Here is a 16,086-nt window from a genome sequence, read left to right as displayed (position 1 = left end):
CACTTGTTCAGAGTAATGAATTGTTCTTCGATACCGGATTACACTCATACTTTGGATTTAGTGGTGGCACTCGGAGGGATACCGGGTGCCTTTTTCTTCCTTTTCCCAACTGATTATCCCGTTAAATATCAATCCACTAAACTCCAAAGTAATGAACAACAAGAAGAAAAACGAGGGTCAGACCGACTTTTCCTATTACGGTCTGTACCTGCTGGACTACCTCCGCACGAACAAGTTTGAACAGGAGACTGACACCGCTTTCATACGGGAACGGGCCGATCGTGCCGCCGAAACGTATGAAAAGGCGTGGCTCGAAGGCTATCCCACCGACGGTGCGCAGGAGCTGGCGATGGACACGCTACTGCGCGGGCTGCGCTATTCCCGGTACGCCATCCTCCGCGAAGTCGTGGAGAACGAGTTTTCCGATGAAGTGCCGGAAGAGAAGCGTAAAGCCTTTATCCATAAACTCCTGCCGCTTGTCGGCAACGTGTTCTCCGTCTATGACCTCTCGGACGACAACTTCGCCCTGTCTTCCGATTACGACCTGCTCTACACGGAGCTGACGGGGGCAACCGTCCTTTACCTGGACGAATATGGCGTTTAACCGCAAACAGAAACTGCGGGACAACATCGAGGCGATACGGACGGCATTCATCCTTGACAGGGAGCAGAGAACGGCGACAACCGAAGAGCGTGCCATACTCCAAAGGTACTGCGGTTTCGGCGGTCTGAAATGTATCCTGAACCCTGCAAAGGAACTGACGGATGCCGTCCGATGGGCGAAATCCGACCTCGAACTGTTCGCCCTGACGGTGGAGCTGCACAGGCTCATCCGTGAGAACAGCAAGGACGAAACGGAATACAAGCGGTTTGTGGATTCGCTGAAAGCGTCCGTGCTGACCGCTTTCTACACACCCAAAGAGATAACCGACACCCTCGCGGACGTGCTGGCGGATTACAGCGTCCGCCCCGCCCGTATGCTCGAACCTTCGGCAGGTGTCGGCGTGTTCGTGGATTCCATGCTGCGGCACAGCCCGGATGCGGACGTGATGGCTTTCGAGAAGGATCTGCTCACGGGTACAATCCTGCGGCACCTTTATCCTGACAAGAAAACGCGTACCTGCGGTTTTGAGAAAATCGAAAAGCCTTTCAACAATTACTTCGACTTGGCGGTGTCCAACATTCCGTTCGGTGACATCGCCGTGTTCGATGCGGAGTTTCAGCGGAGCGACTCATTCGGCAGACGCTCCGCCCAGAAAGCCATCCACAACTATTTCTTTCTCAAAGGACTGGATGCCGTGCGTGACGGCGGTATCGTGGCGTTCATCACCTCGCAAGGGGTATTGAACAACACCAAGACCTCCGTGCGTAACGAGCTGTTCAGTCAGGCTGATCTGGTATCTGCGATACGCCTGCCCAACAACCTGTTCACGGACAACGCGGGCACGGAGGTGGGCAGTGACCTGATTATCCTGCAAAAGAACCTCAGCAAGAAGGAAATGTCGCAGGACGAGCGGCTGATGACCGTGATACAGACGGACACGAAAACCGGCCTGACCGACAACGCCTATTTCATCCATCACCCGGAACGTATAGTGCATACGACGGCGAAACTTGACACTGACCCCTACGGGAAGCCCGCTATGGTTTATCTGCACGAGGGCAAGACTGCAGGTATCGCCGGGGACTTGCGCCGAATGCTCAACGAGGATTTCCATTACAGGCTCGCCATGCGTCTGTATTCGGGAACAATCCGGCAGTCGGGAACGGAAGAAAAGGTTACCGTTCAAAAAGAGGTAGAGCGTCCTGCTATAAAATTGGAAACGGTATCTTCGGCGCAGACGGTGGAAACTCCGACGGAAAAACAGCAACGCGCAGAGGAAAAGCCGGAGATAGAACCGCGTCCGAAATATTCTGACGGGGTGCAGCTATCTTTGCTTGACCTTTGGGGCATGACGGAAGAAGTCAGCCAACCGAAAACCGCCAAAAAGAAAAAAACGGCGAAAAAGGAAAGCCTGGCAAGACGCGTTACGCCCAAGTCGCAGGTGCAGACCACACAGAATGTTACGGCTGTGCCGATGGCTACCACCCCTAAGACCATCACGGAAAACAAGGAGGCGAAAGCGGAAAACACCGCCAAGCCTGCCGACCCGGACGACATCTATGCCACGCTGGACTGGGATACCAATCCTCCCATCAACGGCTTCTATGAGATGATGATGGGTTTGACACCGGAGCGCAGGAAGGAACTTCGGGAGCTGGCAAGGCAGCATAACGAGAAACAAGCGACGGCGGAAAAGACGGAAGCGAAAGCTATGCCGGAAACTCCCCGTGAGCAACCTCGACAGGAGGAAACACAGCCGGAGGTCGCCGCCACACCTGCCGTTACAGATACCCCATCGGAAGCGGTGGTAACTTCCCTTTTCCCCGACATCGAAGCGGAAAAGCCGAAGGAGGCAGTCGTGGACCTTTCTCCGCGTGCCTACCACCGCACGCCGGAGATGCACCTGCGCGAAGGGTCGCTGGTGGCTGACCGGGGGCGTCATAACATCGGCTACCTGAAGGACATCACGCCATACGGGGCGACATTCCAGCCGCTCGACCTGAAAGGATACCAGAAGGAAAAGGCGTTGTTGTATGTGTCGCTGCGTGACGCCTACGAGCGTCTGTACCGCTATGAATCGAACCTGCACGAAGCAAATGTCCCGTGGCGTGAACATCTGAACACCTGTTACGATGAGTTTGTCATGCGTTACGGCTATCTCAATGCCAAGCAGAACGTGAAGTTAGTGATGATGGACGCGGGCGGGCGCGACATCCTTTCGCTGGAACGGGCGGAGAACGGAAAGTTCGTCAAGGCGGACATCTTCGAGCGTCCTGTTTCCTTCGCGGTGGAGAGCCATGCCAACGTAGGCTCACCCGAAGAAGCCCTGTCCGCGTCGCTCAACAAGTTCGGCACAGTCGATATTGACTATATGAGAACGATAACCGACAGCACGGCGGAGGAATTGCTCACAACCCTGCAAGGGCGCATCTATTATAATCCGCTCGTGACCGGTTACGAAATCAAAGACCGCTTCATCGCAGGAAACGTGATAGAGAAGGCGGAACGCATAGAGGCTTGGATGGGCGACAATCCCGAAAATGAGCGTATGCCGGAGGTGAAGCAGGCGTTGAAGGCTCTGAAAGAAGCCGAACCGCCGCGCATCGCCTTCGAGGATCTGGACTTCAATTTCGGGGAACGCTGGATTCCGACGGGTGTCTATGCCGCCTACATGAGCCGGCTGTTCGACACGGAGGTGAAAATCGCCTACTCCACCAGCATGGACGAGTTTTCGGTAGCTTGCGGCTACCGCACCATGAAAATCACGGACGAGTTTCTGGTGAAGGGGTATTACCGGAACTATGACGGTATGCACCTCCTAAAACACGCCCTGCACAACACCTGCCCTGACATGATGAAGTCCATCGGCAAGGACGAGCATGGCAACGACATCAAGGTACGCGACAGCGAGGGCATACAGCTCGCCAACGCCAAGATTGACGAAATACGAAACGGCTTCTCCGAATGGCTCGAAGAGCAGTCGCCGCAGTTCAAGGAGCGGCTTGTGACGATGTACAACCGCAAGTTCAACTGTTTCGTGCGCCCGAAGTATGACGGCTCGCACCAGACTTTTCCCGACCTCAACCTGAAAGGGCTGGCAAGCCGGGGTATCAAGAGCGTCTATCCCTCGCAGATGGATTGCGTCTGGATGCTGAAACAGAACGGCGGCGGAATTTGCGACCACGAGGTGGGAACCGGTAAAACGCTGATAATGTGTATCGCCGCACATGAGATGAAGCGTCTGAACTTGGCACACAAACCGATGATTATCGGGCTGAAAGCCAATGTCGCGGAGATTGCAGCCACCTATCAGGCGGCATATCCCAACGCGCGTATTCTGTACGCTTCGGAGAAGGACTTTTCGACCGCCAACCGTGTGCGCTTCTTCAATAATATAAAGAACAACGACTACGATTGCGTCATCATGTCGCACGACCAGTTCGGCAAGATACCGCAGTCGCCGGAGTTGCAGCAGCGCATCCTGCAAGCGGAGCTTGACACGGTGGAAGAAAACCTCGAAGTGCTGCGCCAGCAGGGAAAGAACGTGTCGCGGGCGATGCTGAAAGGTCTGGAGAAGCGCAAGCACAACCTTGAAGCGAAGCTGGAGAAGGTGGAACACGCCATAAAGTCACGCACGGACGACGTGGTGGATTTCAAGCAGATGGGCATCGACCATATCTTCATAGATGAGAGCCACCAGTTCAAGAATCTGACTTTCAACACGCGCCACGACCGTGTTGCGGGATTAGGAAACAGCGAGGGAAGCCAGAAGGCACTGAACATGCTCTTTGCCATCCGCACCATACAGGAGCGCACGGGCAAGGACTTGGGGGCGACTTTCCTTTCCGGCACTACCATCAGCAATTCGCTGACGGAGTTGTATCTGTTGTTCAAGTATTTGCGCCCGAAAGAATTGGAACGGCAGGACATCCGGTGTTTCGACGCTTGGGCGGCGATATTCGCCAAAAAGACGACGGATTTTGAATTTAACGTGACGAACAATGTGGTCCAGAAGGAGCGTTTCCGCTACTTCATCAAAGTGCCGGAGCTTGCCGCCTTCTATAACGAGATAACGGACTACCGCACGGCGGAGGATGTGGGCGTTGACCGTCCGCACATGAACGAGATACTCCATAACATACCGCCCACTCCGGAGCAGGAGGACTTCATACAGAAGCTGATGCAGTTCGCCAAGACGGGCGATGCCACCCTGTTGGGCAGACTGCCGCTTTCGGAAACGGAGGAGAAGGCGAAGATGCTTATCGCCACGGACTACGCCCGCAAAATGGCTCTCGACATGCGCATGATAGACCCGCATTATGAAGACCATCCGGACAACAAGGCGAGCCACTGCGCCAAGATGATTGCGGAGTATTATCAAAAGTACGATGCACAAAAGGGAACGCAGTTCGTTTTCTCTGACTTGGGCACTTACCAGCCGGGAGACGGGTGGAACGTCTATTCGGAAATCAAGCGCAAACTGACGGAGGATTACGGCATACCGCCAAGCGAGGTGCGCTTCATTCAAGAGTGCAAGACCGACAAGGCGCGGAAGGCGGTGATAGACGCCATGAACGCCGGAACGGTACGGGTGCTGTTCGGTTCCACCTCCATGCTCGGGACGGGCGTGAACGCACAAAAAAGATGTGTCGCAATCCATCATTTGGACACACCGTGGCGCCCCTCCGACCTGCAACAGCGTGACGGACGAGGTGTGAGAGCCGGAAACGAGATTGCCAAGCATTTCGCCGGAAACAACGTGGATGTGATTATCTACGCCGTGGAGAAGTCGCTCGACAGCTACAAATTCAACCTCCTGCATTGCAAGCAGACATTCATTTCACAGCTCAAAAGCGGGGCGATGGGCGCACGTACCATTGACGAGGGGGCGATGGACGAGAAATCGGGCATGAACTTTTCGGAATATATGGCGTTGCTCTCCGGTAACACCGACCTGTTGGACAAGGCGAAACTTGAAAAGCGTATCGCATCGCTCGAAGGGGAACGCAAGTCGTTCAACAAGGGCAAGCGTGATTCGGAGTTCAAGCTGGAGTCAAAGACCGGCGAGTTGCGCAACAACACGGCTTTCATAGATGCCATGACGGAGGACTGGAACCGCTTTCTTTCGGTGGTGCATACCGACAAGGAGGGCAACCGCCTTAATATAATTAAGGTGGACGGTGTGGATTCCGCCGATGAGAAGGTTATCGGAAAGCGTTTGCAGGAGATAGCGAAAAACGCCACTACGGGCGGGCTTTACACGCAGGTCGGAGAGCTTTACGGTTTTCCGATAAAGGTGGTGAGCGAAAGGATACTCAAAGAGGGATTGGAGTTTACCGACAACCGTTTCGTGATAGAGGGAAACTACAAGTACACCTACAACAACGGACATCTGGCAATGGCTGACCCGTTGGCCGCCGCCCGCAACTTCCTGAATGCGATTGAGAGGATACCCTCCATCATCGACCAGTATAAAGCGAAGAATGAGGTCTTGGAACGTGAGATACCGCAGTTGCAGGAGATAGCAGGCAAGGTGTGGAAGAAGGAGGAAGAACTGAAACAGTTGAAGTCCGAACTTGCCGCCCTTGACCGCAAGATACAGCTGGAACTTGCGCCGCCTACACCCGAAATCACCGAAAAGGAGCATGAAGGGCAACAGGTCAAACCGGAAGCGAAAGGTGTGCGAAACGGTATCAGGCAATATCCCGAAGATACATCACCGCAAATACGCAATCCATCGGAAAGTATTATCGCCAATCACACCATAACTGGGCATCCGGGGCTGTATGCCAAGGAGGAAACCCGGTCCAAAGGATTGAAAATATAACCTTAGGAATTTTATCTGAAGTATTAATAAGGGCTATCCCAAAAGGTCTAAAAGTAAATTTTATCCTTTCTGCAAGTATCTGTAGGATGGCAACTGCATTTTTTTCTTTTTGGGCAGCCCTTATTAAAATTTATTCTTATTTTAGGTATATACATTCATGTCCATTTATGTAAAAAATCCTGCTGACCTTGTTTATGTCTTGTCAGTCACCATTTGCAAAACCATATTTGACCCTCAAAGAGGCTGAATTTGATAAGCAACTTGCTACATACTCATAATAAGGAGCTAAATAGAACACGAATGGGAAATACTCAAATGCCAAACTAAAGAAGATATTGGCCAAAATAAACGTTATACCGAGAGAGAAACTTGATTTTTTCAACTTCCTAAAACGTTGTTGCTCAAACATTTCTACTTATTTGTACTTACCAGTTGAACCTACGCTTCCCTAATAAAATGTCTATGGTAAAAAGTTAAAAAATCCTCCCACTTTTGTTAGATATATTTTTTTGTGTAATTTTGTAATCGTTATGCGGCAGTAATAATATACATATTAATACGAGTTAGTAATCCTGTAGTTCTCACATGCTACGAGGAGGTATTAAAAGGTGCGTTTCGACAATGCATCTATTGTAGTATATTATTGCTTAATCCAAATGAATATTATAAATTTAGGAATTCTTGCTCACATTGATGCAGGAAAAACTTCCGTAACCGAAAATCTGCTGTTTGCCAGTGGAGCAACGGAAAAGTGCGGCCGTGTGGATAATGGTGACACCATAACAGACTCTATGGATATAGAGAAACGTAGAGGAATTACTGTCCGGGCTTCTACGACATCTATTATTTGGAATGGGGTGAAATGCAATATCATTGACACTCCGGGACACATGGATTTTATTGCGGAAGTGGAGCGGACATTCAAAATGCTTGATGGAGCAGTCCTCATCTTATCCGCAAAGGAAGGCATACAAGCGCAGACAAAGTTGCTGTTCAACACTTTACAAAAACTGCAAATCCCGACAATTATATTTATCAATAAAATTGACCGTGCCGGTGTGAATTTAGAGCGTTTGTATCTGGATATAAAAACAAATCTGTCTCAAGATGTCCTGTTTATGCAAACTGTTGTAGATGAATCGGTTTATCCGGTTTGCTCCCAAACATATATAAAGGAAGAATACAAAGAATTTGTATGCAACCATGACGACGATATATTAGAACGATATTTGGCGGATAGCGAAATTTCACCGGCTGATTACTGGAATACGATAATCGGTCTTGTGGCAAAAGCCAAAGTCTATCCGGTGCTACATGGATCAGCAATGTTCAATATCGGTATCAATGAGTTGTTGGACGCCATCTCTTCTTTTATACTTCCTCCGGCATCAGTCTCAAACAGACTTTCAGCTTATTTATATAAGATAGAGCATGACCCCAAAGGACATAAAAGAAGTTTTCTAAAAATAATTGACGGAAGTCTGAGGCTTCGAGACGTTGTAAGAATCAACGATTCGGAAAAATTCATCAAGATTAAAAATCTGAAAACTATTTATCAGGGCAGAGAGATAAATGTTGATGAAGTTGGTGCCAACGATATTGCGATTGTAGAGGATATAGAAGATTTTCGAATCGGAGATTATTTAGGTGCTGAACCTTGTTTGATTCAAGGGTTATCTCATCAGCATCCCGCTCTCAAATCCTCCGTCCGACCGGACAAGCCCGAAGAGAGAAGCAAGGTGATATCCGCTCTGAATACATTGTGGATTGAAGACCCGTCTTTGTCCTTTTCCATAAACTCTTATAGTGATGAATTGGAAATCTCGTTATATGGTTTGACCCAAAAGGAAATCATACAGACATTGCTGGAAGAACGATTTTCCGTAAAGGTTCATTTTGATGAGATCAAGACTATCTACAAAGAACGACCTGTAAAAAAGGTTAATAAGATTATTCAGATCGAAGTGCCACCCAACCCTTACTGGGCCACAATAGGGTTGACACTTGAACCCTTACCGTTAGGAACAGGGTTGCAGATCGAAAGTGACATCTCCTATGGTTATCTGAACCATTCTTTTCAAAACGCCGTTTTTGAAGGGATTCGTATGTCTTGTCAATCCGGGTTGCATGGATGGGAAGTGACTGATCTGAAAGTAACTTTTACTCAAGCCGAGTATTATAGCCCGGTAAGTACACCTGCTGATTTCAGACAGCTGACCCCTTATGTCTTCAGGTTAGCTTTGCAACAGTCAGGTGTGGACATTCTCGAACCGATGCTCTGTTTTGAGTTGCAGATACCCCAGGAGGCGAGTTCCAAAGCTATTACAGATTTGCAAAAAATGATGTCTGAGATTGAAGACATCAGTTGCAATAATGAGTGGTGTCGTATTAAAGGGAAAGTTCCATTAAATACAAGTAAAGACTATGCCTCAGAAGTAAGTTCATACACTAAGGGCTTAGGTGTTTTTATGGTTAAGCCATGCGGGTATCAAATAACAAAAGGCGGTTATTCTGATAATATCCGTATGAACGAAAACGATAAACTTTTATTCATGTTCCAAAAATCAATGTCATCAAAATAATGGAGCGGTCAGGAAATTTCTATAAGGCAATACGGTTGGGATATATACTTATCTCCATTCTTATCGGATGTATGGCATATAATAGCCTCTATGAATGGCAGGAGATAGAAGCATTAGAACTTGGCAATAAAAAAATAGACGAGCTCCGAAAAGAAATAAACAATATCAATATTCAAATGATAAAATTTTCTCTATTGGGTGAAACAATACTGGAATGGAACGATAAAGATATCGAGCATTACCATGCACGGCGTATGGCAATGGACAGTATGCTCTGCCGTTTCAAGGCCACCTATCCAGCAGAGCGCATCGATAGTGTGCGCAGTCTTTTAGAGGATAAGGAACGACAGATGTTCCAGATAGTCCGGTTAATGGATGAACAACAATCTATTAACAAGAAGATAGCCAATCAAATTCCGGTTATTGTGCAGAAAAGTGTGCAGGAACAGTCCAAAAAGCCAAAACGAAAAGGTTTCTTGGGCATCTTTGGCAAAAAAGAGGGAACGAAGCCAACGACAACAACGACTACGCTCCGTTCATCCAATAGAAACATGGTCAACGAACAGAAAGCGCAGAGCCGTCGATTGTCAGAACAAGCCGATAGTCTTGCTGCCCGTAATGCAGAACTTAACAGACAACTGCAAGGATTGATTTGCCAAATCGAAAAGAAGGTACAATCTGATTTACAAAATAGAGAAAGCGAGATAACAGCGATGCGTAAAAAATCATTTATGCAGATAGGCGGCTTGATGGGATTTGTTCTTTTGCTGTTGGTCATTTCCTATATCATCATACACCGTGATGCAAAGAACATTAAACGATACAAACGCAAGACAACGGATTTGATCGAGCAATTGGAACAGTCCGTGCAACAAAATGAGGTACTCATAACCTCCCGAAAGAAAGCGGTACATACTATTACCCATGAGTTGCGTACACCACTGACGGCAATAACTGGCTATACCGAACTTTTGCGGAAAGAATGCAATAGCGGTAATAATGGGCAATATATCCAAAATATACTGCAATCCTCCGACCGTATGCGGGATATGCTCAACACTTTGCTTGACTTCTTCCGCCTGGACAACGGCAAGGAACAGCCCCGTCTGTCACCCTGCCGGATTTCTGCAATCACGCACACACTTGAAACGGAGTTCATTCCTGTTGCAGTGAACAAAGGGTTGTCCTTGTCCGTGAAGACTGGACACGATGCCATTGTATTGACCGACAAAGAGCGAATAATACAAATCGGGAATAACCTGCTGTCAAACGCAGTCAAGTTCACAGAAGAAGGCGGTGTTTCTTTGATTACTGAATATGATAATGGAGTTCTGACACTGGTCGTTGAAGATACAGGTACAGGCATGACAGAAGAGGAACAGAAACAAGCGTTCGGTGCGTTTGAACGTCTATCAAATGCCGCCGCAAAGGAGGGTTTCGGGCTTGGGCTTGCCATAATGCGTAATATTGTGTCGATGCTTGGCGGAACAATCCGGTTGGACAGCAAGAAAGGGAAAGGCAGTCGTTTCACAGTTGAAATTTCTATGCAGGAAGCTGAAGAACAGCTTGGATATACAAGCAATACACCTGTTTATCATAACAATAAATTCCATGATGTTGTCGCCATTGACAATGATGAGGTATTACTTCTGATGCTGAAAGAGATGTACTCCCAAGAAGGAATACACTGCGACACTTGCACCGATGCTGCGGAACTGATGGAAATGATACGCCAGAAAGAATACAGCCTGTTGCTGACAGACTTGAATATGCCCGGTATAAACGGTTTCGAATTACTGGAACTGTTGCGTTCGTCCAACGTGGGCAATTCACCAACAATCCCGGTGGTTGTGGCAACCGCTTCGGGCAGTTGTAACAAAGGGGAACTATTGGCAAAAGGCTTTGCCGGATGCCTGTTCAAGCCGTTCTCCATATCGGAGTTGATGGAGGTTTCCGACAGGTGTGCCATAAAAGAAACACCGGACGGGAAACCGGATTTTTCAGCTTTGCTGTCTTACGGCAATGAAGCCGTTATGCTGGAAAAGTTGATGACGGAAACTGAAAAAGAGATGCAGACAATACGGGAAGCGGCAACAGAAAAAGACCTGCAAAAGCTGGATTCCCTGACACACCACCTGCGCAGCTCGTGGGAGGTGCTACGTGCCGACCAACCGCTAAATGTACTTTACAGATTGCTTCATGGCGATGTACTCCCGGATGGTGAAGCGTTAAGCCATGCCGTGACTGCCGTGCTGGATAAGGGAGCGGAAATAATCCGGTTGGCAGAAGAGGAAAGGAGAAAATACGAAGATGGATAAGACAACAATAATTGTGGTAGAAGACAATATCGTGTACTGCGAGTTTGTCTGCAACATGCTGGCGCGGGAGGGCTACCGCACCGTGAAGGCTTACCACCTCTCAACCGCGAAGAAACATCTACAACAGGCGACAGATAATGACATCGTGGTTGCCGACCTGCGCCTGCCTGACGGTAACGGCATTGACCTTTTGCGCTGGATGCGAAAGGAGGGAAAGATGCAGCCCTTCATCATTATGACCGACTACGCCGAAGTTAATACCGCCGTGGAAAGCATGAAACTCGGCTCGATAGACTATATTCCCAAACAGCTTGTGGAGGATAAACTTGTCCCCCTGATCCGTTCCATACTGAAAGAACGTCAGGCAGGACAACGCCGTATGCCTGTGTTCGCCCGTGACGGTTCCGCATTTCAGAAAATCATGCACCGTATAAGGCTGGTAGCCGCTACCGATATGAGCGTGATGATATTCGGAGAGAACGGCACGGGTAAGGAACATATTGCCCACCACCTGCACGACAAGAGCAAGCGGGCAGTCAAGCCATTCGTGGCGGTGGACTGCGGTTCACTCACCAAAGAGCTTGCGCCCTCGGCCTTCTTCGGACACGTCAAGGGAGCGTTTACAGGAGCAGACTGTGCCAAGAAAGGATATTTCCATGAGGCGGAAGGCGGCACGCTGTTTCTGGACGAGGTAGGAAACCTCGCGTTGGAAACCCAACAGATGTTGCTCCGCGCCATACAGGAGAGGCGGTATCGCCCGGTCGGAGACAAGGCAGACAGGAGTTTCAATGTCCGCATCATCGCCGCCACCAACGAGGATCTGGAAGCGGCAGTGAGTGAAAAGCGTTTTCGGCAGGATCTTCTGTACCGCCTGCACGACTTCGGGATAACCGTTCCTCCGTTGCGTGACTGTCAGGAAGACATCATGCCGCTGGCAGAGTTCTTCCGTGATATGGCAAACAGAGAGCTGGAGTGTAGCGTGAGCGGGTTCAGTTCCGAAGCACGTAAAGCGTTGCTGACACACGCATGGCCGGGCAACGTGCGGGAACTTCGGCAGAAAGTTATGGGTGCTGTATTGCAGGCGCAGGAAGGTGTTGTCATGAAAGAGCATCTGGAACTTGCCGTGACGAAACCGACCTCTACTGTCAACTTCGCCCTGCGCAATGACGCGGAGGATAAGGAGCGGATATTGCGTGCGTTGAAACAGGCAAACGGCAACCGGAGTGTCGCCGCCGAACTGCTCGGAATAGGCAGGACAACACTATACAGCAAACTTGAAGAGTATGGACTTAAATATAAATTCAAGCAATCATAGCCTGTAATTCACTGAATTTGGCTATCTTTGCATAACATTTGAGAAAAACGGCGATTGGCAGGAGCTTTTCGCCGCCAACATATAGGATAAGACCGCAAGGCGTTTCAAGCGAAAATCTGGTAAATTGGAACTACGGAGACGATTGCGTGATGCTTATGCTATGCTTACGCATAGCGTGCATTCACGTACTCTCCGTAAAGGCTTTACCAGAGCCATCGCTTGAAGGTAGTGTGAATTGCACGCTACTTTTTTACCCTTGCCTAACGAAAAGAAACGATTATGGGTAAAGTTCAGATTCTCGCTGTACTGACGATGGACGGATGTCTTTCTTCAGAGTTATATGATAAAGCACATCAGGATTTGTGCCTTGACCGTTGCGGTCTTGATGAAATCAGGAAGAAAGCCCTTTACCGTGTGACACCGGACTATTCCATTTCAATGCTGCACGAATGGAGAAAAGACGGCACAAACATCCGTTACCTCGCGGAAGCCACACCGGATACGGCAGATTATATAAACGGACTACTGCGTATGCACGCTGTGGATGAAATCATACTATACACCGTTCCTTTCATTTTAGGAAGTGGGCGGCATTTTTTCAAATCGGCTCTGCCAAAGCAACACTGGACGCTTTCCTCTGTGAAAAGCTATCCTAACGGTGTATGCCGAAGTATCTACACCCTTGACAAATAAGCAAGACAGCCAAAATGTACGGCAGTCATACAATTTTGTTTTCGGAAATAGAAGAAATGTTCTGATTATGAACAATTTAATCCCGTATAAATTCATTCCTTTGGAAAAATATTGAATTTTATACCACTGAAATCCAGCACCTTGAAAAAGCCGGTGCCGGATTTTTTGCTTTCTGACACATGTTTTGCCAATTATATTTATGTGCGCACGCAGAAAACAAAGTGTAATTTTCAAAATTGACAGAACCATGAATTATTTCTTGCTGGCGGAAACCGACTTCTTCCGCCTGATAAACGAAGCCGGTGACTGCAATATGGAAACGGCATATACGGCTTTCGCCACCCAAGTGATTGAACTGTGTAACGGCAGTATGGACGCGAACCTTACCGTCATCGCGCTTGCCTACATCGAAATCGAGTTGCAGCACCACCCCGTGCGCAACCTGTCAGAAGAAAAGAGAGAGATTGCCGCCTACGTCAGCAAGGCTCTGTCTTTCGTGAGGAAGATGCAGAAATTCCTTGCCACGCCCCAAGTGCCGCCACTGATATCCGCCAACAACACAACAGAAACCGCCACCAGCCTCCTGCAATGGACGGGCAATGCCATCGACCTCGTGGAACTTATCTACGGCATCGACGAGATGGGCTGCATCAACAACGGCAACATGCCGCTCAAACAGCTTGCCCCGCTCCTTTACAAGATATTCGGGGTTGAGTCGAAGGACTGCTACCGTTTCTACACCGACATCAAACGCCGGAAGAACGAAAGCCGCACCTACTTCCTTGACAGAATGCAGGAGAAATTGAACGAGAGGATGCTGCGCGATGATGAGTTGGATCGTATGAGGAGATAAAAAACAAATTCATTAGAATAAATCACATCAATTCAATTCATTATTTTGTTATATTAGAAAAAGATATTAACTTTGCATTGAAATTGATATAGTCATAATTCAGATGAACTCAATACACGATATAACAGACTACATTATCTTACGAGTAAAATCGGAAGATAGATTTGCGTCTTTAATAAATTTAAAGTTGCAGAAGTTATTGTATTATGTTCAAGCATGGTCTTATGGTATCAATAAAAAACCTATGTTTGACGGCGAGTTTGAAGCATGGATTCATGGTCCGGTAAATCGAGAAATCTACAATCGATTTAATTCTACAAAATATCTCTATTCAGAAATCAATATTGATGATTGCATGAATCACAATGTGAGTTTATCATCAGAAGACGCTGAATTTATTGACTTTATATTGGAGAATTATCTTAAATATAGCGGTGCTGAATTAGAACGATTGTCCCACAATGAGATGCCTTGGATTGAAACACGTGGAGATTTAAATGTAAATGAGCGTTGTGACAAGGTTATTACTCCAGAACTAATGATTGAGTATTATGGGAAAAAATGGGAAACTATTAAATCTTAATTCAGATTCTCCTAAATACGGAAACAAATCATTAGTTACCAAAGAACAAGAAAATGAGTTAAAGAGAAGGAAGATAACTTTTTCCTTCTCTTACTTTAAGCAGATACCTAATTTTCAGATTGGAGAGTGTTCTAAGGGATGGCATATTGGGCTTCTTGAAAGATTAGGTGCTTTGGGTACTATGACACCGCAAGAAGTATTAGAAGAAAATAGAGGTAGTATTGCATTAAGATGTCATCCAATAGATTGGAGTGCTAAAAACATTCCTATTCAACGAAAAGATTTAGATTGGCTACCAAAAGAAATATTGGACAATGAGACAGATTTTCCAATAATGCAATTTTCGATAACAAAAAGTACGGGGCGTATTGTAGGTTATTTTGATCGGGATTCTTCTATATTTCACATAGTATTATTAGATCCTGAACATAATATACAACCGGCAAAGAAAACTAATTATCAAATACAACCAACTACAAAAGGGTTATCTCAATATGATGATTTATTAAATAAGTTGGAACGAATTAAAAGTATCGTATCAGATTGTTCTGATAAAAAGTGCAAATTGCATTCACATATTAGTGTTATAGAAGAATTACATGACAATATTGTTTATATAGGACTTGATAATGACTTCTATAGCACTTATCAAGAAATCTTAAAGAAAATTCCATTGCAAAAAATTTTGGAAAACGGAATCTTAGTAAGTATGGATAATGCTTAAGTTCTAAAAAAATGAAGAAAGGTTTATGGTAAGCCTTTCTTCATTTTTTTATTTACTTCTGCTGCAACAAATGCTTCAGGTTGTCGTCACCCGCGATGCGCTCCAATTCCTCCTGCACAATCTGCTTCACCTCTTCCTTGATGCGCCGGTAGTTCGCCTGCACCGTATCCTTCATGCGGTCGTTTCCGTCCTCGTCCGTGAAGTCAGTAATGACAGGTATTTTCTTGTAGGCACTTTCCTCCCGCTTCACCTTCTCGGCATCCACCACAATCTCGCAGTGGAAAATCTTCTGCTCGATGCGCTCGTTGAAGTTGTCGGACACCGAACCGACAAACATACCCTGCGTAAGCCCTGAAATCTTGCTGGGCGGGATAAGCGCGTCCATCTGCGTGTTGATGGACGTGGACACATCCTGCCGGTTGATGGAGATAGACTGCCGTTTCTGCAACACCTTACCGAACCGTTCCGATAGTGTCTTTGCCGTTTCACCTACCACCTGCCCGGAGAAGATATTACCGACGGTGTTCATCACGTAGGCTAAGCACCCGACGTCCATTTTCATATTACTATGACGGATTTTCGGATAC

General features: G+C 47.4%; 10 protein-coding genes. 9 read left to right on the top strand and 1 reads right to left on the bottom strand.

The genetic code is table 11. From position 1 onward, the window contains the following. Nucleotides 1–151: 151 nt before the first annotated feature. The 9 genes from KTR06_RS18605 to KTR06_RS18565 all read left to right on the top strand — a co-directional run bounded on the left by KTR06_RS18605 (nt 152) and on the right by KTR06_RS18565 (nt 15,499). Nucleotides 152–604: a DUF1896 family protein gene (locus KTR06_RS18605; protein WP_005816783.1), complete on the top strand. Its 453-nt coding sequence runs from the start codon at nt 152–154 to the stop codon at nt 602–604. Beyond that, nucleotides 594–6,431 carry an N-6 DNA methylase gene (locus KTR06_RS18600; RefSeq protein ID WP_005816785.1) on the top strand — a complete coding sequence of 1,946 codons (5,838 nt, stop codon included), beginning with the start codon at nt 594–596 and terminating at the stop codon, nt 6,429–6,431. The genes KTR06_RS18605 and KTR06_RS18600 overlap by 11 nt, the downstream gene beginning before the upstream one ends. A gap of 656 nt (nt 6,432–7,087) precedes the next feature. Further along, nucleotides 7,088–9,013: a tetracycline resistance ribosomal protection protein Tet(Q) gene (gene tet(Q) / locus KTR06_RS18595; protein ID WP_005816789.1), complete on the top strand. Its 1,926-nt coding sequence runs from the start codon at nt 7,088–7,090 to the stop codon at nt 9,011–9,013. Further along, nucleotides 9,013–11,331: an ATP-binding protein gene (locus tag KTR06_RS18590; protein ID WP_005816791.1), complete on the top strand. Its 2,319-nt coding sequence runs from the start codon at nt 9,013–9,015 to the stop codon at nt 11,329–11,331. Before tet(Q) ends, KTR06_RS18590 begins: the two co-directional genes overlap by 1 nt. Then, on the top strand, nt 11,324–12,646 hold the full coding sequence (locus tag KTR06_RS18585; protein WP_002560996.1) for a sigma-54 dependent transcriptional regulator: 1,323 nt from the start codon (nt 11,324–11,326) through the stop codon (nt 12,644–12,646). The genes KTR06_RS18590 and KTR06_RS18585 overlap by 8 nt, the downstream gene beginning before the upstream one ends. A gap of 279 nt (nt 12,647–12,925) precedes the next feature. Then, nucleotides 12,926–13,339, top strand: a complete 414-nt coding sequence (locus tag KTR06_RS18580) for a dihydrofolate reductase family protein (RefSeq protein WP_005816794.1) — start codon at nt 12,926–12,928, stop codon at nt 13,337–13,339. Nucleotides 13,340–13,586: 247 nt separating this feature from the next. Continuing rightward, nucleotides 13,587–14,192, top strand: a complete 606-nt coding sequence (locus KTR06_RS18575) for an RteC domain-containing protein (RefSeq protein ID WP_004293872.1) — start codon at nt 13,587–13,589, stop codon at nt 14,190–14,192. Nucleotides 14,193–14,295: 103 nt separating this feature from the next. Then, a complete protein-coding gene (locus KTR06_RS18570) occupies nt 14,296–14,775 on the top strand; it encodes a Panacea domain-containing protein (protein ID WP_004293873.1) in 480 nt (159 codons plus the stop codon). Next, nucleotides 14,744–15,499, top strand: a complete 756-nt coding sequence (locus KTR06_RS18565) for a hypothetical protein (RefSeq protein WP_004293874.1) — start codon at nt 14,744–14,746, stop codon at nt 15,497–15,499. The genes KTR06_RS18570 and KTR06_RS18565 overlap by 32 nt, the downstream gene beginning before the upstream one ends. Nucleotides 15,500–15,551: 52 nt before the next feature. Here KTR06_RS18565 and KTR06_RS18560 read toward each other — a convergent pair. After that, nucleotides 15,552–16,086, bottom strand: a 535-nt coding sequence (locus KTR06_RS18560) for a hypothetical protein (protein ID WP_217290697.1), incomplete at its 5' end; no start/stop codon positions are given.

Origin of the sequence: Bacteroides sp. MSK.20.12 (assembly GCF_019052435.1) — a bacterium.
Taxonomy (GTDB): Bacteria; Bacteroidota; Bacteroidia; order Bacteroidales; family Bacteroidaceae; genus Bacteroides; species Bacteroides xylanisolvens.
This window is presented reverse-complemented; position numbering and strand designations above follow the sequence as displayed.